At 70.4% G+C, this 23,813-nt stretch carries 17 protein-coding genes; 12 read left to right on the top strand and 5 right to left on the bottom strand.

The features are described 5' to 3' along the window. Window position 1: 1 nt before the first annotated feature. Window positions 2-700, top strand: coding sequence for a hypothetical protein (locus tag ABZ659_RS27175; protein ID WP_360224862.1), 699 nt, complete (start codon window positions 2-4; stop codon window positions 698-700). On the opposite strand, the gene ABZ659_RS27170 is transcribed toward ABZ659_RS27175, so the two are convergent. Further along, on the bottom strand, window positions 697-2,688 hold the full coding sequence (locus tag ABZ659_RS27170) for an alpha-glucuronidase (protein WP_360224860.1): 1,992 nt from the start codon (window positions 2,686-2,688) through the stop codon (window positions 697-699). The two genes, ABZ659_RS27175 and ABZ659_RS27170, sit on opposite strands and share 4 nt — an antisense overlap. Window positions 2,689-2,862: 174 nt before the next feature. On the opposite strand from ABZ659_RS27170, the gene ABZ659_RS27165 reads away from it, so the two are divergent. Further along, window positions 2,863-3,666, top strand: a complete 804-nt coding sequence (locus tag ABZ659_RS27165) for a hypothetical protein (protein WP_360224858.1) — start codon at window positions 2,863-2,865, stop codon at window positions 3,664-3,666. Window positions 3,667-3,789: 123 nt separating this feature from the next. On the opposite strand, the gene ABZ659_RS27160 is transcribed toward ABZ659_RS27165, so the two are convergent. Next, entirely contained in the window at window positions 3,790-7,539 is a 3,750-nt protein-coding gene (locus tag ABZ659_RS27160; RefSeq protein ID WP_360224908.1) for a GH92 family glycosyl hydrolase, read from the bottom strand. 169 nt (window positions 7,540-7,708) lie between these two features. Between ABZ659_RS27160 and ABZ659_RS27155 the strand changes: the two genes are divergently transcribed. From ABZ659_RS27155 to dxs, 9 genes are all read left to right on the top strand, one after another. Further along, complete coding sequence (locus tag ABZ659_RS27155) at window positions 7,709-7,930, top strand: hypothetical protein (protein WP_360224856.1); 222 nt, start codon at window positions 7,709-7,711, stop codon at window positions 7,928-7,930. Between the two features lie 79 nt (window positions 7,931-8,009). Further along, window positions 8,010-9,473: an N-acetylglucosamine/diacetylchitobiose ABC transporter substrate-binding protein gene (ngcE, locus tag ABZ659_RS27150; RefSeq protein ID WP_360224854.1), complete on the top strand. Its 1,464-nt coding sequence runs from the start codon at window positions 8,010-8,012 to the stop codon at window positions 9,471-9,473. A gap of 58 nt (window positions 9,474-9,531) precedes the next feature. Further along, window positions 9,532-10,467 carry a sugar ABC transporter permease gene (locus ABZ659_RS27145; protein ID WP_360224852.1) on the top strand — a complete coding sequence of 312 codons (936 nt, stop codon included), beginning with the start codon at window positions 9,532-9,534 and terminating at the stop codon, window positions 10,465-10,467. Between the two features lie 26 nt (window positions 10,468-10,493). After that, window positions 10,494-11,420, top strand: coding sequence for a carbohydrate ABC transporter permease (locus ABZ659_RS27140; RefSeq protein WP_360224850.1), 927 nt, complete (start codon window positions 10,494-10,496; stop codon window positions 11,418-11,420). Window positions 11,421-11,641: 221 nt separating this feature from the next. Continuing rightward, window positions 11,642-12,850: an ROK family transcriptional regulator gene (locus ABZ659_RS27135; RefSeq protein ID WP_360224848.1), complete on the top strand. Its 1,209-nt coding sequence runs from the start codon at window positions 11,642-11,644 to the stop codon at window positions 12,848-12,850. Between the two features lie 133 nt (window positions 12,851-12,983). After that, on the top strand, window positions 12,984-14,084 hold the full coding sequence (locus ABZ659_RS27130; protein WP_360224906.1) for a substrate-binding domain-containing protein: 1,101 nt from the start codon (window positions 12,984-12,986) through the stop codon (window positions 14,082-14,084). A 274-nt stretch (window positions 14,085-14,358) separates the two neighbouring features. Beyond that, on the top strand, window positions 14,359-15,150 hold the full coding sequence (locus ABZ659_RS27125) for an ATP-binding cassette domain-containing protein (RefSeq protein WP_360224846.1): 792 nt from the start codon (window positions 14,359-14,361) through the stop codon (window positions 15,148-15,150). Continuing rightward, the gene (locus ABZ659_RS27120) at window positions 15,147-16,445 is read left to right on the top strand and encodes a sugar ABC transporter permease (RefSeq protein ID WP_360224844.1); all 1,299 of its coding nucleotides are present in this window, start codon (window positions 15,147-15,149) and stop codon (window positions 16,443-16,445) included. Before ABZ659_RS27125 ends, ABZ659_RS27120 begins: the two co-directional genes overlap by 4 nt. A 210-nt stretch (window positions 16,446-16,655) precedes the next feature. Beyond that, window positions 16,656-18,614 (top strand): 1-deoxy-D-xylulose-5-phosphate synthase, encoded by a 1,959-nt coding sequence (gene dxs / locus ABZ659_RS27115; RefSeq protein WP_360224842.1) that lies wholly within the window; start codon window positions 16,656-16,658, stop codon window positions 18,612-18,614. A 106-nt stretch (window positions 18,615-18,720) separates the two neighbouring features. Here dxs and ABZ659_RS27110 read toward each other — a convergent pair whose 3' ends face one another. Beyond that, a complete protein-coding gene (locus ABZ659_RS27110) occupies window positions 18,721-19,086 on the bottom strand; it encodes an NTP pyrophosphohydrolase (RefSeq protein ID WP_360224840.1) in 366 nt (121 codons plus the stop codon). Between the two features lie 82 nt (window positions 19,087-19,168). Between ABZ659_RS27110 and ABZ659_RS27105 the strand changes: the two genes are divergently transcribed. Further along, entirely contained in the window at window positions 19,169-20,182 is a 1,014-nt protein-coding gene (locus tag ABZ659_RS27105; RefSeq protein WP_360224904.1) for a hypothetical protein, read from the top strand. A 166-nt stretch (window positions 20,183-20,348) separates the two neighbouring features. Here the strand turns inward: ABZ659_RS27105 and ABZ659_RS27100 are convergent, their stop codons facing one another. Both ABZ659_RS27100 and ABZ659_RS27095 read right to left on the bottom strand, forming a co-directional pair. Continuing rightward, window positions 20,349-22,478: a 3-hydroxyacyl-CoA dehydrogenase NAD-binding domain-containing protein gene (locus tag ABZ659_RS27100; protein WP_360224838.1), complete on the bottom strand. Its 2,130-nt coding sequence runs from the start codon at window positions 22,476-22,478 to the stop codon at window positions 20,349-20,351. Beyond that, entirely contained in the window at window positions 22,475-23,701 is a 1,227-nt protein-coding gene (locus ABZ659_RS27095; protein ID WP_360224836.1) for an acetyl-CoA C-acyltransferase, read from the bottom strand. Before ABZ659_RS27095 ends, ABZ659_RS27100 begins: the two co-directional genes overlap by 4 nt. Between the last annotated feature and the right edge of the window lie 112 nt (window positions 23,702-23,813).

Below are 23,813 nucleotides of genomic sequence, written 5' to 3'. Positions count from 1 at the left end.
CATGACCTCGACGACGGATTTCGGCGCGGGGCCGCTGTCCCGCGCCGTCGCCCTGGTCCACACCCTGGTCACGGTGGAGGCGCTGCTGCTGGCGGCGGCCTCCCCGGGCCTGGCGGGCCTGCTCCTCCTGGGCCCGGACGCCACCAACCTCCCGCTGGCCGCCGTCTGCCTCCTGCCCCTGGCGCCGGCGGTGTCCGCCGCCCTCTACGCCCTGCACCACCGCGACCGCGACCTCACCGACCTGCACCCGGCCCGCGCCTACGGGCGGGGCTGGCGGCTCAACGCGTGGCCCGCGCTGAAACTCTGGGCCCCGCTGCTGACCTGGCTGACGGTGATCGCCTTCACCCTGACCCACTTCCCGGCCACGGGCCTGCCGGGCTGGTGGGCGGCGCTGCTGGCGCTGGCCGGTGGAGGGGCGCTGTTGTGGGGCGCCCACGCCCTCGTCCTGACGTCCCTGTTCACCTTCCGCGCCCGGGACACCGCCCGCCTCGCCGCGTACTTCCTGCTCCGGCACGGCCGCGCCACCCTCGCGGCGGCGTCCCTCCTGCTCCTGACGGCCGTGTCGACCGCCCTGCTCACCGAGGCCCTGCCCGCCCTGCTGGCCGCGCCGTTCCTGCTCTCCCTGCTGCACGGCAGCGGCCGCGTGATCGCCGAGACCGAGGAGCACTTCACGGCAGGACGGCACGCCAGGGCGGGTTAGTAGATGCGCCGCCCCCGAGCGTCCGGCACCCCGGACTTCCTCAGGAAGTAACTGTTGACCTGGTCCCGCCACTCCCGCGCCGACCGCACCTGCTCCTCGTACAGCTCGGCCACGCGCGCGTGCCGCCCCGGTTCGACGAGGTCCCGCAGCGAGGCCCACACCTCCCGGGCGGCCTCCACCTCCGCGACCCCGTCGAAGTGGGTGTCGTAGATGTGCTGGATGACGGTGGAGCCACCGCGCAGGAGGTGCCCGTAGGGAAGGTGGTGGAAGAAGAGCACCAGCTCGTCGGGACAGCTCTCGGCCGACTCGTACACGTCGGCCCAGACCTTGGCGTACTGGGCGGCGTACCCGGTGCCGGTGGCGGCGCTGCGGTCGACGCCGACGCCGTCGCGGTCGGCGAAGTGGTAGGTGCCCCAGGGGCTGTACTCGTACCCGTCGACGCTCGGCCCGTAGTGGTGCCCCGGCTGCACCATGAACCCGACGCCGAGGGGAGCGGTGTACTTCTCGTACGTCCGCCAGGACCCGTCGAGTACGGCGTGCAGCCCGCTGACCAGGGCGTCGGGGGCGTCGGGATGGGTGAGGGAGACCCACTCGTCGAGGACGCGCAGGGGGTCGGCCCCGGGGTCCCAGGCGAGCCGTCCGAAGGTGTAGAGGTTGGCCTGGGCGAGGGGGTGGCCGGTCCAGTAGGGGCCGTCCCCGACGTTGGACACGCCGACGAGCCCGTCCGCGAGCTGTCCGACCGCGGTCTCCCCGTCCGGCCGGAACCGCAGCACGTCACTCCACATCGGCCCCAGCCAGCAGACGTGCCGCTGCTGCCCGGTGTACTCCTGGGTGACCTGGAGTTCGACCGCGAGCCGGGTCCGGGGCACTGCCCCGATGACGGGTGACACGGGTTCCCGCACCTGGAAGTCCATGGGCCCGTGCTTGACCTGGAGCACGGCGTTGGGGGCGAACTCCCCGTCGAGCGGGGCGAAGTGGTCGTAGGCGGCCCGTGCCCGGTCGGTGGACCGGTCCCGCCAGTCCTGCCGGTGGTCGTAGACGAAGGCCCGCCAGTGGACGGTACCGCCGTACGGCTCCAGCGCGGCGGCGAGCACGTTGGCCCCGTCGGCGTGACTGCGCCCGTAGGCGAAGGGCCCCGGCTGCCCTTCGGAGTCGGCCTTGACGACGTACCCCCCGAAGTCGGGAATGACGTCGTACACGGCGGCAGTGGCGTCGGCCCACCACTCCCGCACCCCCGCGTCCAGCGGATCGGCGCTGGCCAGCCCCCCGAGGAGGACCGGCGCGGCGAAGCTGACGGAGAGATGCGTACGAATCCCGTACGCCCGGAACTCCTCGGCGAGCGAGGCGACGTCACCGATCCTGTCCGTGAGCAGATGCGCCTCGGTCTCGTGCACGTTGACGTTGTTCACCGCCACGGCGTTGATCCCGCAGGCGGCGAGCAGCCGGGCGTAGGCGCGTACGCGCTGCGGCTCGTGACGGGCACGCCCGTCCACCCAGAAGATCGAGCCCCCGGCGTACCCCCGCTCGACCTGCCCCATCACCGGATGCACGGCGACGTTGTCCCAGTGGTCGAGCATCCGGAGGGGGAGGGCGGGGCGGTGGACCTCGGGCTCCCACCGCCCCTGGAAGACGCCCTCGCCCAGCCGGACGAGGTGGAAGAGCCCGTAGAGCAGCCCACGCCCGCTGGCCGCGGTGACGGTCGTCGGACCGCCCCCCTCCGCGTCACGACGGAGGACGAAGGACTCGTCGTCGCCCTGTGCCCCACCAACATCGAGCACGAGATCGTACGAGGAGACGTCAGCCGTGGCACCACCCCGCGCCACGGACCCCCCGAACCGAGCGCAGGCCCCGGCCACTTCCCCGAACACCGTCTCCACCAACGGCCCACCACCTCCCCGGACCAACGTCCGCCGGGACCCGATGGCCCGGAAGGCGGCGGGGGGCAGCCAGGCCGGGTCTGTGCCGTCGGGTGGGCCGGGCGGGGGCATGGGGTCTCCGGGCGGGTCGGCGGTGCGGTGTGGGCTGAGCCTTTCCGGAGGGCGCGGTGGTCATGCGTGGGGGCACCGCGGGAGTGGGTGAGGGCCCTGAGGAGGTCGGTCCTCGCGACCGACGAGCCTGATCACGCGGTTGAGGTGGTGGGGAGGCCCGCGTACCGTTCCGGCGTGCTGCCGTACTCGAACAGACCCTCCGCCGAGTCCATTCTCGCCGCGGTCCCCGCTCTCGCTCCCTACGCCCGGCCCGCGGTCGTCCTCCATCCGGCACCGGGGACACCGGGCGCCCAGGACAGTTCCATCGCCGGGCCGGTGCGCTGGCCCGCCCACGAGCCGTGGCCGCACTGCTCCGTGCCGGACGAGGAGGAACCGTCCGGGTTGCCGCCCGTGGCGATGATCCCGGTCGTGCAGGTCCTGCGACGGGACGCACCGGGGGACTGGTGGCCGCGGGGTGCTGACGTGTTCCAGTTGCTGTGGTGCCCGAACCCGCACTGGAACCCGCCGGCTCCGCACGCGGACGGAAGCCCGGTGGTGGAGATCCGGTGGTGGCGGACAGCCGACCTGCCGCAGGAGCCCTTCACGGTCCCCGTGCCCGCGCGGCAGGAAGAGGAGGACTACGGCTTCTCGCCCCAGCCGTGTCTGCTGACCCCCGTGCCGCTGACGGACTTCCCCTATCCGGCGGAACTGCCGGACGAGGTCGCGGAGGACGTGGAACGGCTGGTGGGGGAGACCTCGGGTGAGGGCGGGGGCGACGTCATCACGCGCGTGGCGGGATGCAAGTTCGGCGGCTGGCCCACCTGGCACCTCACCGACCCGTGGGAGTTCCGGTGCCGTGAGTGTGACACCCCCCTGAGGCTCCTGTTCACCGTGGCCAGCGACCACACCACGGGTATCACCGTGGGCAGGTGGGGAGACCTCCGGGTGTTCAGCTGCCCCGTGGACATCCGGCACGGCTACGAGTTCGACGTGCACTGACCCGGAACGCGACGACCCGTGCCGCAGAGCGAGACAGCCCGGTAACCGGCGGACGTGCCGGTCGCGACGCGGGCGGGGCCCCGGAGTCGCCCCCGGAGCCCCGCCCTCAGTCGATCCTCACGCTCACGACAACAGCTCCACCTCCGCCAACGTCACCGACTCGCCCTCCAGCACCAACCGGTACTGCCCGTAAGTCCCCGGCCGGTCCACCGAGAACGCGCGCAGTTGGCGGTCCCAGGCGAAGGACTCCCCGCTGCGGGCGTCCAGCGTGCGCCAGGTCGTGCCGTCGTCGGAGCCCTGGAGTTTCCAGGCGGAAGGCGCCTTCGAGTGGTCGGCCGGGGACGTCAGGGTGTACTGGGTCGCCTTCGTCGCCGTCGGGAGCGGCAGGGGTACCGGCCCCGTCACCGTCGCCTCCGTCGCCGACGTGTCGTCGAAGAGGGCGCCGTCGCCCCGCAGGGCGTCCGCGCGCGGGGTCGGTGCCCGGTTGCCCTTGGTGAGGGAGACGGGAGCCGCGTCGTCGCCGGTGCCCCAGGAGGAGGGGCGGGGGCCCATGGCGAAGTCCAGGACGCCGCCCTTGGACAGCAGGCTGTGCGGGAGGGCCGTCGACTTCCAGGTCTTGCCGTTGAACCTCACGCCCTGCACGTACACGTTCCGCGCGCTGTTGCGCGGGGCGCGGACCACCAGGTCCCGGCCGTTCTCCAGGTGGACGGTCGCCTTGGTGAAGAGCGGGGAGCCGATGGCGTACTCCCCGCTGCCCATGACCAGCGGGTAGAAGCCGAGGGCGGAGAAGAGGTACCAGGCCGACTGCTCGCCGTTGTCCTCGTCGCCGTGGTAGCCCTGGCCGATGTCGCTGCCGGTGTAGAGGCGGGAGAGGACCTCGCGGACCCTCTCCTGGGTCTTCCAGGGCTGCCCGGCCGCGTCGTACATGTACGCCGCGTGGTGGGCGACCTGGTTGGAGTGGCCGTACATGCCCATGCGGACGTCCCGCGCCTCGGTCATCTCGTGGATGACACCGCCGTAGGAGCCGACGAACTCGGGGGAAGCCGTCTCCGGGGTGGAGAAGTACGCGTCCAGCTTGTCCCCGAGGGCGGCCCGGCCGCCGTAGAGGTTGGCCAGGCCCCGGCTGTCCTGGGGGGCGGTGAAGGCGTAGCCCCAGCCGTTGGTCTCGGTGTAGTCGTGGCCCCAGACGCGCGGGTCGTACTTCGAGGACTCCACGCGCCAGTTCCCGTCGGCGTCGCGGCCCTGGAAGAAGCCCGCCTTCGGGTCGAAGAGGTTGACGTAGTCCTGGGCGCGGTCGAGGAAGTACTCCGACTCCTCCTTGTAGCGCTTCTCGCCGGTCTCGCGGTACAGGGTCCGGCCCATCCGCGCGATGCCGTAGTCGTTCAGGTAGCCCTCCAGGGCCCAGGACAGGCCCTCGTGGGTCGCCGTGCTGGTGTAGCCGAGGAAGGGGGAGGTCGCCATGCCCTTGCGGCCCACGCCGCCGGAGGGCGGTACCACCGTGGCGTTCTTCACCGCCGCCTCGTACGCCGCCTCCGCGTCGAAGTCGACGCCCTTGACGTACGCGTCCGCGAACGCCACGTCCGACGACGTGCCGGTCATCAGGTCGGCGTAGCCGGGGGAGGACCAGCGGGAGGTCCAGCCGCCGTCCTTGTACTGCTGGACGAAGCCGTCGACCAGCTCACCTGCCTTGGAGGGGGTCAGGAGGGAGTACGCGGGCCAGGTCGTGCGGTACGTGTCCCAGAAGCCGTTGTTGACGTACACCTTGCCGTCGACGATCTTCGCCCCGGTGTGGGTGGAGGTGTCCGGGTTGGGCATGGGGGAGAAGGGCGAGGCGTACTTGTCCTCGCCGTCGACCTTCTCGAAGCCCGAGTTGGGGTAGAGGTAGAGGCGGTAGAGGCTGGAGTAGAGGGTGGTGAGCTGGTCCGGGGTCGCGCCCTCCACCTCGACCTTGCCCAGCAGGCGGTCCCACTGGGTGCGGGCCGCGTCCCGGACCGCCTCGAACGTCCGGTCCTCCGGGATCTCTTGGCGCAGGTTGTCCTTGGCCTGGTCGACGCTGATCAGGGAGGTCGCCAGGCGCAGGGTCACCGTGCGGTCCGTGCCCGCGTCGAAGCGGAGGTGGCCCTTGACGCCGCTGGACGCGCCGTCCGTCACCGGCTTGTCGAAGACGCCGTAGACGAAGAGGCGGGTGGCGCCGGCGGAGAGCCCCGACTTGACGTCGGAGTAGCCGGTGAAGGTGCCGCTCTCCGGGTCGAGGGTGAGGGCCGCCTGGTCGGTGACGTTGTCGAAGAGGACGCTCGCGTCGTCGCCGGGGTAGGTGAAGCGCATCATCGCGGCGTGGTCGGTCGGCGTCATCTCCGCCTTGACGCCGTTCTCGAAGCGGACGCCGTAGTAGTGCGGGCGGGCCGTCTCGTTCTCGTGGCGGAAGGGCAGCGCGCGGGCCGTGCGGCCGGTCTCCGGGGTGCCGGACGCCGCCGAGGGCATCACCTGGAAGGTCTGGCGGTCGCCCATCCACGGGCTCGGCTCGTGGCTCGCGCTGAACGCCTGGATCGTGGGCAGGTTGTCCGCGTTGTTGGCGCGCGCGTAGTCGTACAGCCAGCTGAGCGTGCCCGCGTTGGTCACCGGCGTCCAGAAGTTGAAGCCGTGCGGTACGGCCGTCGCCGGGAAGGTGTTGCCGCGGGAGAAGCCGCCGGTGGAGTGGGTGCCGCGGGTGGTGACGGCGTAGTCCGAGAGGTGGGCCTTCGGCTTCTCGGGGGCGACCGGCCGCAGGGAGACGTCGTCGATCCAGCCGCGGAACTTCGCCGGGCCCTTCGGGGAGTCGTAGGCCACCAGTATCCGGTCGACGGTCTTGCCCGCGGCGACCGAGCCGATGCGGGAGACGACGTTGTTCCACTGGTTGACGTACAGCACCTTCGCCGCGCCCTGCCCGCGCGGGGAGAGCGGGAAACCGTGCTGGTCGGTCGCGCGCAGCCCGCTGAGCGAGGTGCCGTCCGTGAAGACCAGGTCGACGGCGACGTTCGTGGCGTCGTAGTCCAGGTCGCCGTCGGCCATGGCGGGGAAGATCTTGTAGGACAGCGAGGTGTCCCGCTCCACCGCCACGTTCACGTCGAAGATCCTGTTGTACGAGTACGCCCGGCCGTCGGCCGTGTGCTGGCCCGCGTACTTCAGCGCCCGCTTGCCGGTGAAGCCCGCCCCGGCCTTCGCGGTCGGCGAGCCGGTCGGGCCCCGGTCGGTCAGCGACAGCATGTCCGGAGGTACGGGGCCCTCCTCGTCGCCCGTGGAGAACTGCACGTCGGCGAGCTGGGTGATGCCGGAGGCGCCGTTGTTGCGGGTGATCTCCAGCCGGAAGTGGGAGAACTCCGCCGGTTGCGCGAGGTCGAAACTGCGGGTCTGGAAGCGCTCGGCGAAGGTCTCGCCCTCGCGGGTGTCGAGGGTCTGCCAGGTGGTGCCGTCCGTGGAGCCCTTCAGGGTCCAGTCCCGGGGGTCGCGGGTGGCGAAGTCGTTGGCCGAGGTAAGCGCGTACGTCTCCAGCCGCACCGGCTCCCGGAAGTCGAACTCGACCCAGCCGGTCGACTCGAACACCAGCCACTTGGTGCCGGGCTCACCGTCGACGAGGTTCTCCTTCACCTCGCCCGCGCCGGAGTTCTCGCCGTTCGCCCGGACGTCGGTGACCTGGTCGGTCACGTTGCCGGGGATGCCGCTGCTGTAGCCGCCGTCGACGCCCGAGGCGCGCTGGGAGCCGTCCGGGGCGGTGTCGACGGTGTTCCGCCAGTCGGGCGCCGGGTCGTCCGCCTCGAACGAGGAGGCGAACTCCCGGTCCGGTGCCGTGGGGGCGCCGGGCAGGGCGACCGCGGCGCCCTGGGAGCCCGCCGCCATGACGAAGGCGGCCGCCAACACGACCGCCGTACTCCATCCGGGCCCACCTCTGGGCCGGGTTCTGCGCTGCGTCACCGAGTACCTCCCTGCGCTGCGGACAACGTTGTCACCCTGGGGGCGCAAGGATCAGTAGGGGCTCAAGTAGACAGCGCTGTCAAGGGTGTTGCTCGTGGCATTCGAGGCCAATGTCGCGGATTTTTCCGGCAAGCCACCCGCAGGTGGCGCATATTTCCGCGAGGTCTCAACTCGGAAAAGACCACCGGCCAACCTTGCATTCGATCTTGCTCAGCTGGCGGGAAGTGGACTATACCTGTCGGCACTTCGCACGCACGGCTTTCCGCACCACATCCTGTACGGCTTGCTGCACGACTTCCCGCACGGCTTCCCGTAAGACCCTGCACGACCCCACCGCGGTGCCGGGGAGGATCCGGTTCACCGCCTGAGTCCTGGAAGAAGGCGAGGACTTGAGCATGGGATCCACTTCCGCCGAGAACAACGGCTCCGACCCCACCGGCACCGGCGCCACCGTCGGCCGGCGCTCCCTGATCAAGCGGTCCGCGGCACTGGGCCTGGTCTCCGTACCCGCGATGAGCTTCCTGTCCGCCTGCGCGAGCGGCGGCGGTGACGACTCCGCTGACGACGACTCCCAGGGGAAGGTCTCCAAGGAGAACCCCTTCGGGGTGAAGGACGGCAGCAAGCTCGACGTCGTCATCTTCAAGGGCGGCTACGGCGACGACTACGCCAAGGCGTGGGAGGCCGCCTTCCAGAAGAAGTGGGGCGTGACCTCCAGCCACACCGGCACCCAGGAGATCACCGGCAAGCTCCAGCCCCGGTTCAACGCGGGCAACCCGCCGGACATCGTGGACAACTCCGGCGCCCAGAAGATCAAGATCGACGTCCTCTACAAGAACGGCCAGCTCCTCGACCTCGCCGAGGTGCTGGACGCCCCGTCGGCCGACGACCCGTCCAAGAAGGTCCGCGACACCGTCATCCCCGGCACCCTGGACCCGGGCCTGCAGGAGGGCAAGGTCGTCGCCCTCAACTACATCTACACGGTGTGGGGCCTGTGGTACTCCGGCAAGCTCTTCGCCGAGAAGGGCTGGGAGGCGCCCGAGACCTGGGACGACTTCCTCGCCGTCTGCAAGGACGCCAAGGCCGAGGGCATCGGCGGCCTCGCCCACCAGGGCAAGTACCCGTACTACATCAACGTCGCCATCATGGACCTGATCGCCAAGAAGGGCGGTCTGGACGCCATGAAGGCGATCGACAACCTCGACCCCAAGGCGTTCGTCGGCTCCGACGCGGCGCAGGCCGCCGTCGAGGCGATCTACGAGGTGGTCGAGAAGGGCTACCTCATGCCCGGCACGAACGGCCTGACCCACACCGAGTCGCAGACCCGCTGGAACCAGTACAAGGCCGCCTTCATCACCTCCGGCTCCTGGCTGGAGAACGAGCAGCTGAAGCAGACGCCGGAGGACTTCGACATGAAGTTCCTGCCGATGCCCGTCCTGGAGGGCAGCGCGATGCCCTTCGAGGCGATCCGGGCCGGTTCCGGGGAGCCGTTCATCATCCCGTCCAAGGCGAAGAACCTCGCCGGGGCCAAGGAGTTCATGCGGATGATGCTCTCCAAGGAGTGGTCGACGCTGTTCGCCAAGGAGGCCAACTCGCTGACCATCCTCAAGGACGGCGTCGACCCGAGCGTCCAGCTGCGGCCGGGCACCCAGTCCACCGTCGAGGCGTCCAAGGCGGCCGGTGACAACACCTTCCGGTACCTCTACACCGAGTGGTACAGCGAGATGGACACCGCCATCCAGAACGCGTCCAACGAGCTGATGGCCAAGCGCATCCAGCCCAAGGAGTGGCTGAAGCGGGCCCAGGCGGCCGTCGACGAGGCCGCCAAGGACCCCGCGGCCAAGAACAACCGCCGCGAGTAGCGGCGAAGGGGGGACGTCAGGCCACCATCGGGAACACCAGGGGCAGGCAGGATCGCCAATGCGCAAAGGGCAGTACCGGTTCGTCGCGGGTTTCCTCTTCGCTCCCGTGGCGCTTTACCTGATCTTCGTCATCTGGCCGTACATCCAGACGTTCGGCTATTCGCTGACCGACTGGAAGGGCCAGTCGCAGACCTTCACGTTCGTCGGCCTGGACAACTACAGGGCGCTGTTCCAGGACGACGTCTTCATGCGGGCCATCTGGCACAACATCCTGTTCCTGGTGTTCATCCCGGTGATCACCATCCTGCTCGCCCTGTTCTTCGCGTTCATGCTGAACGCGGGCGGGCGCGGCAAGGCCGGCGGCGTTTCCGGCGTCGCCGGCTCCCGGTTCTACAAGATCGTCTACTTCTTCCCGCAGGTGCTGTCGCTCGCGATCCTCGCGGTCCTCTTCGAGGCGGTGTACCGCAGCGACAGCGGCGGAATGCTCAACGGCCTGCTCATCAAGGTGGGACTGGTCGACGCCAACGAACCGGTGGAATGGCTCAACGAGCCGAACCTGGTGCTGTGGATGCTGATCGCGGTGGTCGTCTGGCACGGCGTCGGCTTCTACCTCGTCCTGTTCTCCGCCGCCATGCAGTCCATCCCGAGGGACATCTACGAGGCCGCGCTCATCGACGGCGCGGGCCGCTCCCAGTCCTTCTTCCGCATCACCCTGCCGCTGCTGTGGGACTCCGTGCAGACCGCCTGGGTCTACCTCGGCATCGTCGCGATGGACATGTTCATCCTGGTCTCCACCATGACCGTGCCCCGCGGCGAGTTCGGCGGCGGCCCCGACCACCACAGCGAGGTCATGGCGACCGTCCTGATGCGCAACTTCCTCACCTACGGCGAGAGCGGCTACGCCTGCGCGATGGGCGTGATCATGCTGCTGCTCACCCTGATCCTGTCCGTCGTGATGCTGCGCGCCACCCGCCGCGAGCGCGTCGAGTTCTGAGGGATCCGAGGAAGGAGGTACCCGCTATGAGCGCACCCACCAAAGAGGCCGAGCCGCCCGCCCCCGTGCGGCGGACCGCCGAGAAGGCCCCCGTCCGCACCGGCGAGCGGCGCGGCGAGGGCGTCGTCCTGAACGCCTTCAGCCACGGTTTCCTCGTCCTGTGGGCGGTGCTGATCGTCCTGCCGCTGCTGTGGCTGGTGCTCAGCTCGTTCAAGACGGACGCCCAGATCGGCGGCTCGGCCTTCGGCTGGCCGCAGAACTGGGACCTCGACGTCTTCTCCCGGGCCTGGGAGAAGGGCATCGGCGACTACTTCCTGAACACCGTCATCGTGCTGGCCTTCTCGGTGCCGCTGACGATGCTGCTGGGTTCGATGGCGGCGTACGTGCTCGCCCGCTACGAGTTCTGGGGCAACCGGCTGCTGTACTACTTCTTCGTCGCGGGCGCGATGTTCCCGGTGTTCCTGGCGCTGGTGCCGCTGTTCTTCATGGTCCGGCGGCTGGACATGCTCAACACCTACCAGGGCCTGATCCTGGTGTACGTCGCCTACTCGATGCCGTTCACGGTCTTCTTCATGCACGCCTTCTTCCGCACCCTGCCGACGGCGGTCTTCGAGGCGTCGATCCTGGACGGCGCCTCGCACACCCGGACCTTCTTCCAGGTGATGCTGCCGATGGCCAAGCCGGGCCTGATCAGTGTCGGCATCTTCAACACGCTCGGCCAGTGGAACCAGTTCATCCTGCCGACGGTGCTGATGCAGCCGCAGAGCGGCGACGACCCCGAGCGGTACGTCCTCACTCAAGGACTGATCCAGCTCCAGCAGCAGCAGGGCTACGCCTCCGACCTGCCCGCCCTCTTCGCGGGCGTCACGATCGCGATGGTCCCCATGCTGGTGGTCTACCTGTCCTTCCAGCGCCAGGTCCAGGCGGGCCTGACCTCGGCCACCCTGAAGTGACGCCGGTGACCTCTGCTTCTGGAGACAATCGCCGGTAGCCCTCCGCAGTGCCCTGTGCGCACGCCGTTCCCGCCCCAGGTGACGGCGTGCGCACTCCTGTGCACGCGCACGGAAACTGTTCAACCTCTTGACGGGCGGCACCCCGAACGGCTCAGCTTAGAGTTCACTAGTTGGACATGGACGGGGCCTCATAGAAGCGGTCCCGCGCGCAGGAGGTCGTCGTGGAGACTCCGGGGTCGCAGTCGTCGCTGCACCGAGCCAACCTGGAGCGTGTCGTACGTGCCGTGCGGCTGGCCGGATCGCTGACCCAGGCGGAGATCGCCAGGACGACGGGGCTGTCCGCGGCCACCGTCTCCAACATCGTCCGGGAGCTGAAGGAAGGCGGGACCGTCGAGGTCACGCCGACGTCGGCGGGGGGCCGCCGGGCCCGCAGCGTCTCGCTGAGCGGGGACGCCGGAATCGTGGTCGGCGTCGACTTCGGGCACACGCATTTGCGCGTCGCGGTCGGGAACCTCGCCCACCAGGTGCTGGCCGAGGAGTCCGAGCCGATGGACGTCGACGCCTCCGCCGCACAGGGCCTGGACCGGGCGGAACAGCTGGTCAACCGGCTGATCGCGGCGACCGGCGTGGACCGCTCCAAGGTCGCCGGCGTGGGTCTCGGCGTACCGGGTCCGATCGAGGAGTCGGGGACGCTGGGCTCGACCGCCATCCTGCCCGGCTGGGGCGGCACCAAGCCCGCCGAGGAGCTGCGCGGACGGCTCGGCGTGCCGGTGCACGTGGACAACGACGCCAACCTCGGCGCCCTCGGCGAGCTGGTCTGGGGCAGCGGCAAGGGCGTGCGGGACCTGGCGTACATCAAGGTCGCCAGCGGTGTCGGGGCGGGTCTGGTGATCGACGGGAAGATCTACCGGGGCCCTGGCGGCACCGCCGGAGAAATCGGACATATTACACTCGATGAGTCCGGCCCCGTCTGCCGCTGCGGCAACCGCGGCTGTCTGGAGACGTTCACGGCGGCGCGCTACGTGCTCCCGCTGCTCCAGCCCAGCCACGGCACCGAGTTGACGATGGAGGGTGTGGTGCGGCTGGCGCGGGACGGAGACCCGGGCTGCCGTCGGGTGATCGCCGACGTCGGCCGCCACATCGGCAGTGGAGTCGCCAACCTGTGCAATCTGCTGAACCCGAGCCGGGTGGTCCTCGGCGGCGATCTCGCCGAGGCCGGAGAGCTGGTGCTCGGGCCGATCAGGGAGTCCGTCGGCCGCTACGCGATCCCCAGCGCGGCGCGCCAACTCTCCGTTCTCCCGGGGGCTCTCGGTGGCCGTGCGGAGGTGCTCGGGGCGCTCGCCCTGGCCCTCAGCGAGATGGGTGATTCAACCCTTCTGGACGGAAGTGCGGGGGGTGCCCTGCACACCGCGGCACCTGCCTTCACTTAGAGAACGGATGGCACCGTTGCCAACCCGTTAAGGATTTACTTCTTGACGTCGCACGTGTGGCCGAGTTGACTTCCAGCCACCTCGGCCGCAACGACGCGGCCTCGTCAGGGAGGTTTCTGAAGTGAACACGCGTATGCGTCGTGCCGCCGTTGCCATCGCCGCCGGTGCGATGGCCGTCTCGCTCGCTGCCTGTGGCAGCGCCGAAGAGGCGGACGGCGGCAGTGACGACGCCAGCAAGTCGGCCGCCAAGGGTGACGACATCAAGGTCGGTCTCCTGCTTCCGGAGAACAAGACCGCGCGGTACGAGAAGTTCGACCGCCCCTTGATCGAGAAGAAGATCAAGGAGCTGACGAACAACAAGGCGGAGATCCAGTACAACAACGCCCGCCAGGACGCCAACCTCCAGGCCCAGCAGGTCGACACGATGATCACCAACAAGGTGGACGTGCTGATCCTGGACGCCGTGGACGCCAAGGCGATCAAGAACTCCGTGCAGAAGGCCGTGGACGCGGGCATCAAGGTCGTCGCGTACGACCGCCTCGCCGAGGGCCCGATCAGCGCCTACACGTCCTTCGACAACGTGCAGGTCGGCAAGACCCAGGGCGAGGCCCTGCTGGAGGCGCTGGGCGACAAGGCCGAGGACGGCCAGATCGTCATGATGAACGGCTCCATCACCGACCCGAACGCCGCCATGTTCAAGGAGGGCGCGCACTCCGTCCTCGACGGCAAGGTGAAGGTCGGCAAGGAGTTCGACACCAAGGAGTGGTCGCCGGACAACGCCAACGCCAACATGGAGGCGGCGATCTCGGCGATCGGCAAGGACAAGATCGTCGGCGTCTACTCCGCCAACGACGGCATGGCGGGCGGCATCATCACCGCCCTGAAGGCCGCGGGCATCGACGTCCCCGTCACCGGCCAGGACGCCGAACTCGCCGCCGTGCAGCGCATCGTCGCCGGTGAGCAGTTCATGAGCGTCTACAAGCCGTACGCCCCCGAGGCCGAGGCCGCCGCGTCGATGGCCGTCGCGCTCGCCAAGGGCGAGGACCTCGGCTCCATCGCCCAGGACAAGGTCGACAGCGACAGCGCCAAGGCGATCCCGTCCGTGCTGGTCGACGTCACCTCGCTGACGCAGGAGAACATCAACGACACCGTCATCAAGGACGGCGTCTACACGGCCGACGAGATCTGCACCAGCAAGTACAAGGCCGCCTGCGACAAGCTCGGCGTCAAGTAACACCAGCCGCCGCGCCGTCCGCCCCGGGCCGGTACGGGAATCCCCGCAGGGTTCCCGTACCAGGCCCGTCAGGGGCCGGGTATCCGGCCGGTACGGGAGTTCCCGCAGGACTCCCGTCCCCGGCCGCCGTACCGCCCCGGGACGGCCGCGGCGCCCCAGGCTCCTTCCGGCGCCCCGCGTCACACAGCCCCGCAAGCTACCCGCGGGGCGCCGGACGGAACATCCCCCCTCTTTCTCTCTGCACAACCTCCCGCCGGGTCAGGCGGCGAAGGAGATGGTTCACGTGTCCGCTACGCCCGTGCTGGCGTTGCGCGGGGTCTCCAAGCGGTTCGGTGCCGTCCAGGCGCTCACCGACGTCGAGCTTGAGGTCCACGCCGGTGAAGTGGTCGCCCTGGTGGGCGACAACGGAGCCGGAAAGTCCACGCTGGTCAAGACGATCGCCGGCGTGCACCCCATCGATGAGGGCGTCATCGAATGGGAAGGCAAGGCCGTATCGATCAACAGGCCGCACGACGCCCAGGCCCTGGGCATCGCGACCGTCTACCAGGACCTCGCGCTGTGCGACAACATCGACGTCGTGGGCAACCTCTTCCTCGGCCGTGAGCTGAGGAGGTTCGGCGTCCTCGACGAGATCGAGATGGAGCGCCGCGCCCGCGAACTGCTCCAGACGCTCTCCATCCGCATCCCCAGCGTGCGCATCCCGATCGCCTCGCTCTCCGGCGGTCAGCGCCAGACCGTGGCCATCGCCCGCTCCATGCTCGGCGAGCCCAAGCTGGTGATCCTCGACGAGCCCACCGCCGCCCTCGGCGTCGAGCAGACCGCCCAGGTCCTCGACCTCGTCGAACGGCTGCGCGAGCGCAACCACGCGGTCATCCTCATCAGCCACAACATGGCCGACGTGAAGGCCGTCGCGGACAAGGTGGCCGTGCTCCGCCTCGGCCAGAACAACGGCGTCTTCGAGGTCAACACGACCTCGCAGGAGGAGATCATCTCCGCCATCACCGGCGCCACCGACAACGCCGTGACCCGCCGTGCGGCGCGCACGAACGGGGAGGTCTCCAAGTGAGCACCGACAACACCTCCACCAACCTGGCCAAGGACGACCACGCGGTCGACAACCCCGAGGCCGCCGCCGCCGCGGTCACCGCCGTCGACCCGCGCCTGCTGGTCCGCGAACAGGGCCTGGCGGGCTACGTCGGCGAGTTCAAGCGGCGGATGAAGGTCGGTGAGCTGGGCTCCCTCCCGGTCGTTCTCGGCCTGGTCATCATCTGTGCCGTCTTCCAGAGCCTGAACTCGGCGTTCCTGTCCGCGCAGAACATCAGCGACATCACCGTCACGATGGTCGGCACCGGCATGATCTCCGTCGGCATCGTCTTCGTGCTGCTGCTCGGCGAGATCGACCTGTCGGTGGCCTCGGTCTCCGGCGCGGCCAGCGCCATCGCGGCCGTCCTGGCGGTCAACCAGGGGCTGCCCGAGTGGCTGGCCGTGGTCATCGCCGTCGCGGCGGGCGCCGCCATCGGCGCGATCCACGGCTTCTTCTTCGCGGTCCTGGGCGCGCCCGCCTTCGCGGTCACCCTCGCCGGTCTGCTGTTCTGGCTGGGCTTCATGCTCCAGACCCTCGGCGAGAACGGCACCATCAACCTGGACAGCGACGGCCTCATCGGCCAGCTGACCACGTACTTCTTCACGGACATCGCCGCCGCCTACGTGCTGGCCACGGTGGTGACCGCGGTCTTCTTCGTCACCTCGTTCCTCGGCAACCGCCGTCGCGAGGCCGTGGGCGTGCCCTCCCGGCCGCTCAACGACACCATCCTGCGCACGGCGCTGCTCGCGGTGGTCTCGTTCGCCGCGGCCTACATGTACAACCAGTACAAGGGCCTGCCGCTGGCCACCGTGATCTTCCTGGTGTTCCTGATCGCGACGGACTTCCTGCTGCGCCGCACCACCTACGGCCGCAAGGTGTTCGCCCTCGGTGGCAGCGTCGAGGCGTCCCGTCGCGCCGGTATCAACGTCACCGCGGTCCGGATCTCGGTGTTCGCGATCTCCGGCGGCTTCGCGGCGATGGGCGGCCTCTTCCTGGCCTCAAAGATCGCCTCCGCCAACCAGAGCGCCGGCACCGGCGACCTGCTGATGAACGCGATCGCCGCGGCCGTCATCGGCGGCACCAGCCTCTTCGGCGGCCGGGGCCGCACCTGGAACGCCCTGCTCGGTGTGCTGGTGATCGTCTCCATCCAGTACGGCCTCCAGCTGGAGTCCATCGCCGAGCCGGTCAAGTACATGATCACCGCGGGCGTCCTGCTCACCACGGTCGTCATCGACTCCGTGACCCGCAAGACCCAGCGGACGGCGGGCCGCGCCTGACCTCCGCTCCGCACGACCCCGTGCCCGGCGCCAACGGCGGCGCCGGGCACGGTCGTGTCGTACGGCCGTCCGGAGCCGTACGGCCGTCCGGAGCCGTACGGGCGGACGCGTGACGTACGACGCACCACCTGCGGTACGCCGACGCGACCGGAACATTAGACTCGACAGGCCCGGCAACAGCTCGATCAGCTCTACTGCAAGGAGGCACGGGTGCCGCTGCTGACCCGCATCAGGGGACCGCGCGATCTGGACCGGCTCACCCCCGAGGAGCTGGACCAGCTGGCCGAGGAGATCCGCACCTTCCTCGTCGACTCGGTCTCGAAGACCGGCGGCCACCTCGGACCCAACCTGGGCGTGGTCGAGCTGACCATCGCCCTGCACCGGGTCTTCGACTCCCCGGCCGACCGGGTGCTCTGGGACACCGGCCACCAGGCCTACGTCCACAAGCTGCTCACCGGCCGCCAGGACTTCTCGAAGCTGCGCACCAAGGGCGGCCTGTCCGGCTACCCCTCGCGCGCCGAGTCCGAGCACGACGTCATCGAGAACAGCCACGCCTCCACGGTGCTCGGCTGGGCCGACGGCCTCGCCAAGGCCAACCAGCTCCTGGAACGCGACCAGCACGTGGTCGCCGTCATCGGCGACGGCGCCCTCACCGGCGGGATGGCCTGGGAGGCGCTGAACAACATCGCCGAGGCCAAGGACCGCCCGCTGGTCATCGTCGTCAACGACAACGAGCGCTCCTACGCGCCCACCATCGGCGGCCTCGCCAACCACCTGGCGACCCTGCGCACCACCGACGGCTACGAGCGCTTCCTGGCCCGCACCAAGGAACTCCTGGACCGCACCCCCGTCGTCGGCAAGCCGCTCTACGAGACCCTGCACGGCGCCAAGAAGGGCCTGAAGGACTTCATCGCCCCGCAGGGCATGTTCGAGGACCTCGGCCTGAAGTACGTCGGCCCCATCGACGGCCACGACATAGAGGCCCTGGAGTCCGCCCTGGCCCGCGCCAAGCGGTTCAACGGCCCCGTCATCGTGCACTGCCTCACCGAGAAGGGCCGCGGCTACGAGCCCGCCGAGCAGGACGAGGCCGACCGCTTCCACGGCATCGGCCCCATCCACCCGGACACCGGCCTGCCCATCAAGGCCGCCGCCGCGAGCTGGACGTCCGTCTTCGGCGACGAGATGGTCAGGCTCGGCCGTGAACGCCAGGACATCGTCGCCATCACGGCCGCGATGCTCCAGCCGGTCGGCCTGAAGAAGTTCGCCGACGCGTTCCCCGACCGCATCTACGACGTCGGCATCGCCGAACAGCACGCGGCGGTCTCCGCGGCGGGCCTGGCCACGGGCGGCCTGCACCCCGTCTTCGCCGTCTACGCCACTTTCCTGAACCGCGCCTTCGACCAGGTCCTCATGGACGTCGCCCTGCACCGGTGCGGGGTCACCTTCGTCCTGGACCGGGCCGGGGTCACCGGTGACGACGGCGCCTCGCACAACGGCATGTGGGACATGTCGATGCTCCAGGTCGTCCCCGGCCTCAGCATCGCCGCCCCCCGCGACGCCGAGCAGTTGCGCGCCCAGCTCCGCGAGGCCGTCGAGGTCGAGGACGCGCCGACCGTGGTCCGCTACTCCAAGGGCGTCGTCGGCCCCGCCGTCCCCGCCGTACGCCGCGTCGGCGGCATGGACGTGCTGCGCGAGCCGGGCACCGACCGCCCGGACGTCCTCCTGGTCTCCGTGGGCGCCCTCGCCCCGATGTGCCTGGAGATCGCGTCCCTCCTCGACAAGCAGGGCATCTCCACGACCGTCGTCGACCCGCGCTGGGTCAAGCCGGTCGACGAGGCCATGGCCCCGCTCGCGGAACGCCACCGCGTCGTCGTCACCGTCGAGGACAACTCCCGCGTCGGCGGCGTCGGTTCCGCGGTCTCGCAGTCCCTGCGGGACGCGGGCGTCGACGTCCCGCTCCGCGACTTCGGCATCCCGCCCCGCTTCCTCGACCACGCCTCCCGCGCCCAGGTCATGACGGAGATCGGCCTCACGGCCCCCGACATCGCCCGTCAGGTCACGGGCCTGGTCTCGAAACTGGACGGCCTCCCCCAGTCTCGGCTGCGCTCAAACGGGGGGACCCCCACCGACCGCACGGCGGCGGACGAGGTGGAGGCGGCGAGGGACTAGAGGAGCGTGCGGGCGACGCCCTTGAGGGGGCGCGGGGAACTGCGCGACAAGCCACCACGGCGCCGCGCCTGCGGAACTCACCCGCACCGCCCCGGCACGTGGCCGGTCACCGCGGCACCGTCCGCGGACCGGCCACCTCCGCCCCCAGCCCCGCCACCCGCCGCCGCAACTCCCGGTCCGCCGTCACCACCAGGCACCGCCGTTCACCCGCTCGGGCGACCAGCTCCACCATGTGGTCGTCGCCGCTGCCCGGCGCGGACTCGACCCGCACGCCGGGCGCGGACTCCACCCCCCGTGCCGCGCCCTCCACCACGAGGACGATCTCCACGGCCCCCGCGTGACCGGGCAGACCCTCCGTGGCCAGCCGGTCCCGCAGCCGTTCCGCGGCCCCGCGCCGGTCCCGCCACCACCCGTCGGGCACCGACCCGACGACGTTCGCGGCGTCGACGATCACCAGCAGCGGGTCACTCATGGCACCCAGGGTCGCACGGACCCGGGGAGCGGACGCCCTCCGGTACCCGATTACAGTGGGCCACGTGTCAAAGGTCCGCACAGTGAACGGCGGCTGGCTGATACGGGGCCGCGACGGCCGGATCGCCGCCTACGCCCCCGGCGACGACGCGGTGTGGTGCCGGGCGGAACAGCGCCCCGGCGGCTCCGTCCTGCCCGCGCGCAGGACGGGCGGTGACCAGCGGCTGCACCCGGGGTTCGCGGTCGGTCAGGGCGCCGACGGCTACGCCCACCTGGTGGCCTGGCGGCCCACCCGGGACGGTGAGTCCGGTCTGGTGCACTCCACCCACTTCCGTGGCCACCTCGCCGCCCTCGACTGGCTGCCGATCGGCCACCCCAACCGGCGCGGCGACCGCACCGGCCACCCCGCCGTGGCCGTCGACTCCGCGGGACGCGCGTACGTCTTCGTCCGCAACCGCGGCCTGGGCGTGCACACCGTCAACCAGAAGGCCCGTGGCGGCTGGAACGCCTGGCACGACCTCAAGGGCTCCAGGGTGGACGAGGAACTCGTCGCCGTCACCGGGGAGTCGGGCTTCGTCGAGGTGTACGCCACCAGCCCGGCGGGCGTCCTGCGCTGGGTCCAGGAGGAGCCCGGCGCCCGCCCCGTCGCCGCCGACCCGCTGCCGGTGCGGGCGGTGCCGGGCACGCTGAGCGCGCTGCCCACCTCCAAGGAGGCCACCACCCTGTTCTACGTCGACCAGGACGGCACCCTGCACGCCTGGCGGCCGGGCGGTGACCCGGTTCCGCTGGCCCCGGCCGCGGGGCCCGGCCCGGTGGCCGCCGTGCGCTGTTCCCTGGACGGCCACGACTGCACGCTGCTGGCCCAGCGCTCCGCCTCCGGGCGCGTCGCCTTCGCCGCGTACCCGACGGAACGGGAGTCGGCGGGCCTGTGGTGGACGGAGTCGGGCCCGCAGCTCCCCGTGGACACCCGCGTCGACCTCACGGAGGACGCCGAGGGCCGTGTCGTCGCCGCGACGATGACCCCGGACGGGGTGCTGCGCCTGACCCGCCAGAAGGACGAGCCGGGGCTGGCGCTGGCGGCCTGGCGGGAGGTCTGACGGGGGTTCGCCTCGGGCACGGGGCGGGTGTGTCTCCGGCCCGTCCGGCGTGGGAGGACGAGGCCGTGCAGGCCGGTACGAGGGTCCGGGGGCGGAGCCCCCGGGACCCCGACGCCGGTGCCCCGCACACCGACAGGCGTACGGGGCACCGGCGAACCCGGCGGAGCTACCGCGGGACGCTCGCCACGCCCGGCTCCAGGAACCGCTTGCCGTTCACCCGCTCGGCGACGCCCTCGCGGTCCAGGTACGGCGTGATGCCGCCCAGGTGGAAGGGCCAGCCCGCGCCGGTGATCAGGCACAGGTCGATGTCCTGGGCCTCGGCGACGACGCCCTCGTCGAGCATGAGCCCGATCTCCTGCGCCACCGCGTCCAGCACGCGCGCCCGCGTCTGCTCCTCGGTGAGGACGGTGTCGCCCTGCTTCAGCAGCGCGGCGACCTCCGGGTCCAGCTCGGGCTTGCCGCTGTCGTAGACGTAGAAGCCGCGCTTGCCCGCCTCGACGACCGCCTTCAGGTTCGGGGAGACCGTGAAGCGGTCCGGGAACGCCCGGTTGAGCGTCTCGGAGACGTGCAGGCCGATCGCCGGACCGACCAGCTCCAGCAGGACCAGCGGGGACATCGGCAGGCCCAGCGGCTCGACGGCCTTCTCCGCGACCTCGACCGGCGTGCCCTCGTCGATGACGTTCTGGATCTCGCCCATGAAGCGGGTCAGGATGCGGTTGACGACGAACGCCGGGGCGTCCTTCACCAGCACCGCGGTCTTCTTCAGCTTCTTGGCGACCGCGAACGCGGTCGCCAGGGACGCGTCGTCGGTCTGCTCGCCGCGGACGATCTCCAGGAGCGGCAGGATCGCGACGGGGTTGAAGAAGTGGAAGCCGACGACCCGCTCGGGGTGCTTCAGCTTCGACGCCATCTCCGACACCGACAGCGAGGAGGTGTTCGTCGCGAGGATCGCGTGCGCCGGGGCGACCGCCTCGACCTCCGCGAACACCTGCTGCTTGACGCCCATCTCCTCGAACACGGCCTCGATGACGAAGTCCGCGTCCGCGAAGCCCTCGGCCTTGTCCAGGACGCCGGTCACCAGCGCCTTGAGGCGGTTCGCCTTGTCCTGGTTGATCCGGCCCTTGCCGAGCAGCTTGTCGATCTCGGCGTGGACGTAGCCCACGCCCTTGTCGATGCGCTCCTGGTCGATGTCCGTGAGGACGACCGGCACCTCAAGGCGGCGCAGGAAGAGCAGGGCGAGCTGGGAGGCCATCAGGCCGGCGCCGACCACGCCGACCTTGGTGACCGGGCGGGCGAGGTTCTTGTCCGGGGCGCCCGCGGGACGCTTGCCGCGCTTCTGCACCAGGTTGAACGCGTAGATGCCGGCGCGCAGTTCACCGCCCATGATGAGGTCGGCCAGCGCCTGGTCCTCGGCGTCGAAGCCCGCCTGGAGGTCGCCGTCCTTGGCGGCGGCGATGATGTCCAGGGCGCGGTAGGCGGCCGGGGCGGCGCCGTGCACCTTGCCGTCGGCGATGAAGCGGCCGGTGGCGACGGCCTGGTCCCAGGCCTCACCGCGGTCGATGACCGGGCGCTCGACCTTGGTGTCGCCCTTGAGGACGCTCGCGGTCCACAGCAGCGACTGCTCCAGGAAGTCGGCGCCCTCGAAGATCGCGTCGGCGATGCCGAGGGCGAAGACCTGCTCGCCCTTGAGCTGCTTGTTCTGGTTGAGGCTGTTCTCGATGACGACCTTGACGGCGTTCTCGGGGCCGATCAGGTTCGGCAGCAGCGTGCAGCCGCCCCAGCCGGGCACCAGGCCGAGGAAGACCTCGGGCAGCGAGAACGCGGGCACCGACTTGGACACCGTGCGGTAGGTGCAGTGCAGGCCGACCTCGACGCCGCCGCCCATCGCCGCGCCGTTGTAGTACGCGAACGTCGGTACGGCGAGGGAGGCGAGGCGCTTGAAGACCTCGTGGCCGCCCTTGCCGATGGCGAGCGCGTCCTCGTGCCTCTTCAGCAGCTCGACGCCCTTGAGGTCGGCGCCGACGGCGAAGATGAACGGCTTGCCGGTGACGCCGACGCCGACGATGTCGCCGTCCGCGGCCTCCTTCTCGACCTGGTCGACGGCGGCGTTGAGGTTCGCCAGCGACTGGGGGCCGAAGGTGGTCGGCTTGGTGTGGTCGAACCCGTTGTCCAGGGTGATCAGCGCGAACTTCCCGGCGCCGTACGGCAGGTCGAAGTGGCGTACGTGCGCCGCGGTGACGACCTCGTCCGGGAACAGCTCGGCCGCGCCCTTCAAAAGCTCAGCGGTGGTGCTCACTTGCTGCCTCCGGCGTTTTCGAAGTGCGGGTTCTCCCAGATGACGGTCGCGCCCATGCCGAAGCCGACGCACATGGTGGTCAGGCCGTAGCGGACGTGCGGCTGCGCCTCGAACTGGCGGGCCAGCTGGGTCATCAGCCGGACGCCGGAGGAGGCCAGCGGGTGGCCGAAGGCGATGGCGCCGCCGTACTGGTTGACGCGCGCGTCGTCGTCGGCGATGCCGTAGTGGTCGAGGAAGGCGAGCACCTGCACGGCGAACGCCTCGTTGATCTCGAAGAGGCCGATCTCGGAGATGTCCAGGCCCGCCTTGGCGAGGGCCTTCTCGGTGGCCGGGATCGGGCCGTAGCCCATGACCTCGGGCTCGACGCCCGCGAAGGCGTAGGAGACGAGGCGCATCTTGACGGGGAGGCCGTTCTCCCGGGCGAAGTCCTGGCTGGCGATGACGGAGGCGGTGGCGCCGTCGTTGAGACCGGCGGCGTTGCCCGCGGTGACCCGGCCGTGGACGCGGAACGGCGTCTTCAGCCCGGCCAGGTTCTCCAGGGTCGTCCCCGGGCGCATCGGCTCGTCGGCGGTGACCAGGCCCCAGCCGGTCTCCCCGGCCTCCGCGTTGGTACGGCGCACCGAGATCGGCACCAGGTCGGCCTGGATGTCGCCGTTGGCGTACGCCTTGGCGGCCTTCTCCTGCGAGCGCACGGCGTACTCGTCGGCGCGCAGCTTGGTGATGTGCGGGTAGCGGTCGTGCAGGTTCTCGGCGGTCATGCCCATGAACAGGGCGGACTCGTCGACCAGCTTCTCGCTGACGAACCGCGGGTTGGGGTCGACGCCCTCGCCCATCGGGTGGCGGCCCATGTGCTCGACACCGCCCGCGATGACGGCGTCGTAGGCGCCGAAGGCGATGGAACCGGCCGTGGTCGTGACGGCCGTCAGGGCGCCCGCGCACATCCGGTCGATGGAGTAGCCGGGGACGGACTGCGGCAGCCCGGCGAGGATGCCCGCGGTGCGGCCGATGGTCAGGCCCTGGTCACCGATCTGGGTGGTCGCGGCGATGGCGACCTCGTCGATCTTCTTGGGGTCGAGGCCGGGGTTGCGGCGCAGCAGCTCCCGGATCGCCTTCACGACCAGGTCGTCGGCGCGGGTCTCGTGGTAGATGCCCTTCGGGCCCGCCTTGCCGAACGGGGTGCGGACGCCGTCGACGAAGACGACGTCCCTGACGGTACGAGGCACGATGGCTCTCCTCCAGGATGCGGGACGGCACTGCTGCGATGCGCTGAGCGCGCGCTCAGGCCCCATGCTACTTGTGGGTAATGTAGCTGCCCAGTCCCCCCGCCCTTAGCGG

Source organism: Streptomyces sp. NPDC006997 (genome assembly GCF_040635175.1).
Taxonomy (GTDB): Bacteria; Actinomycetota; Actinomycetes; order Streptomycetales; family Streptomycetaceae; genus Streptomyces.
The sequence above is the reverse complement of the archived record's forward strand: the minus strand, read 5'-3'. Positions and strand labels throughout refer to the sequence as shown.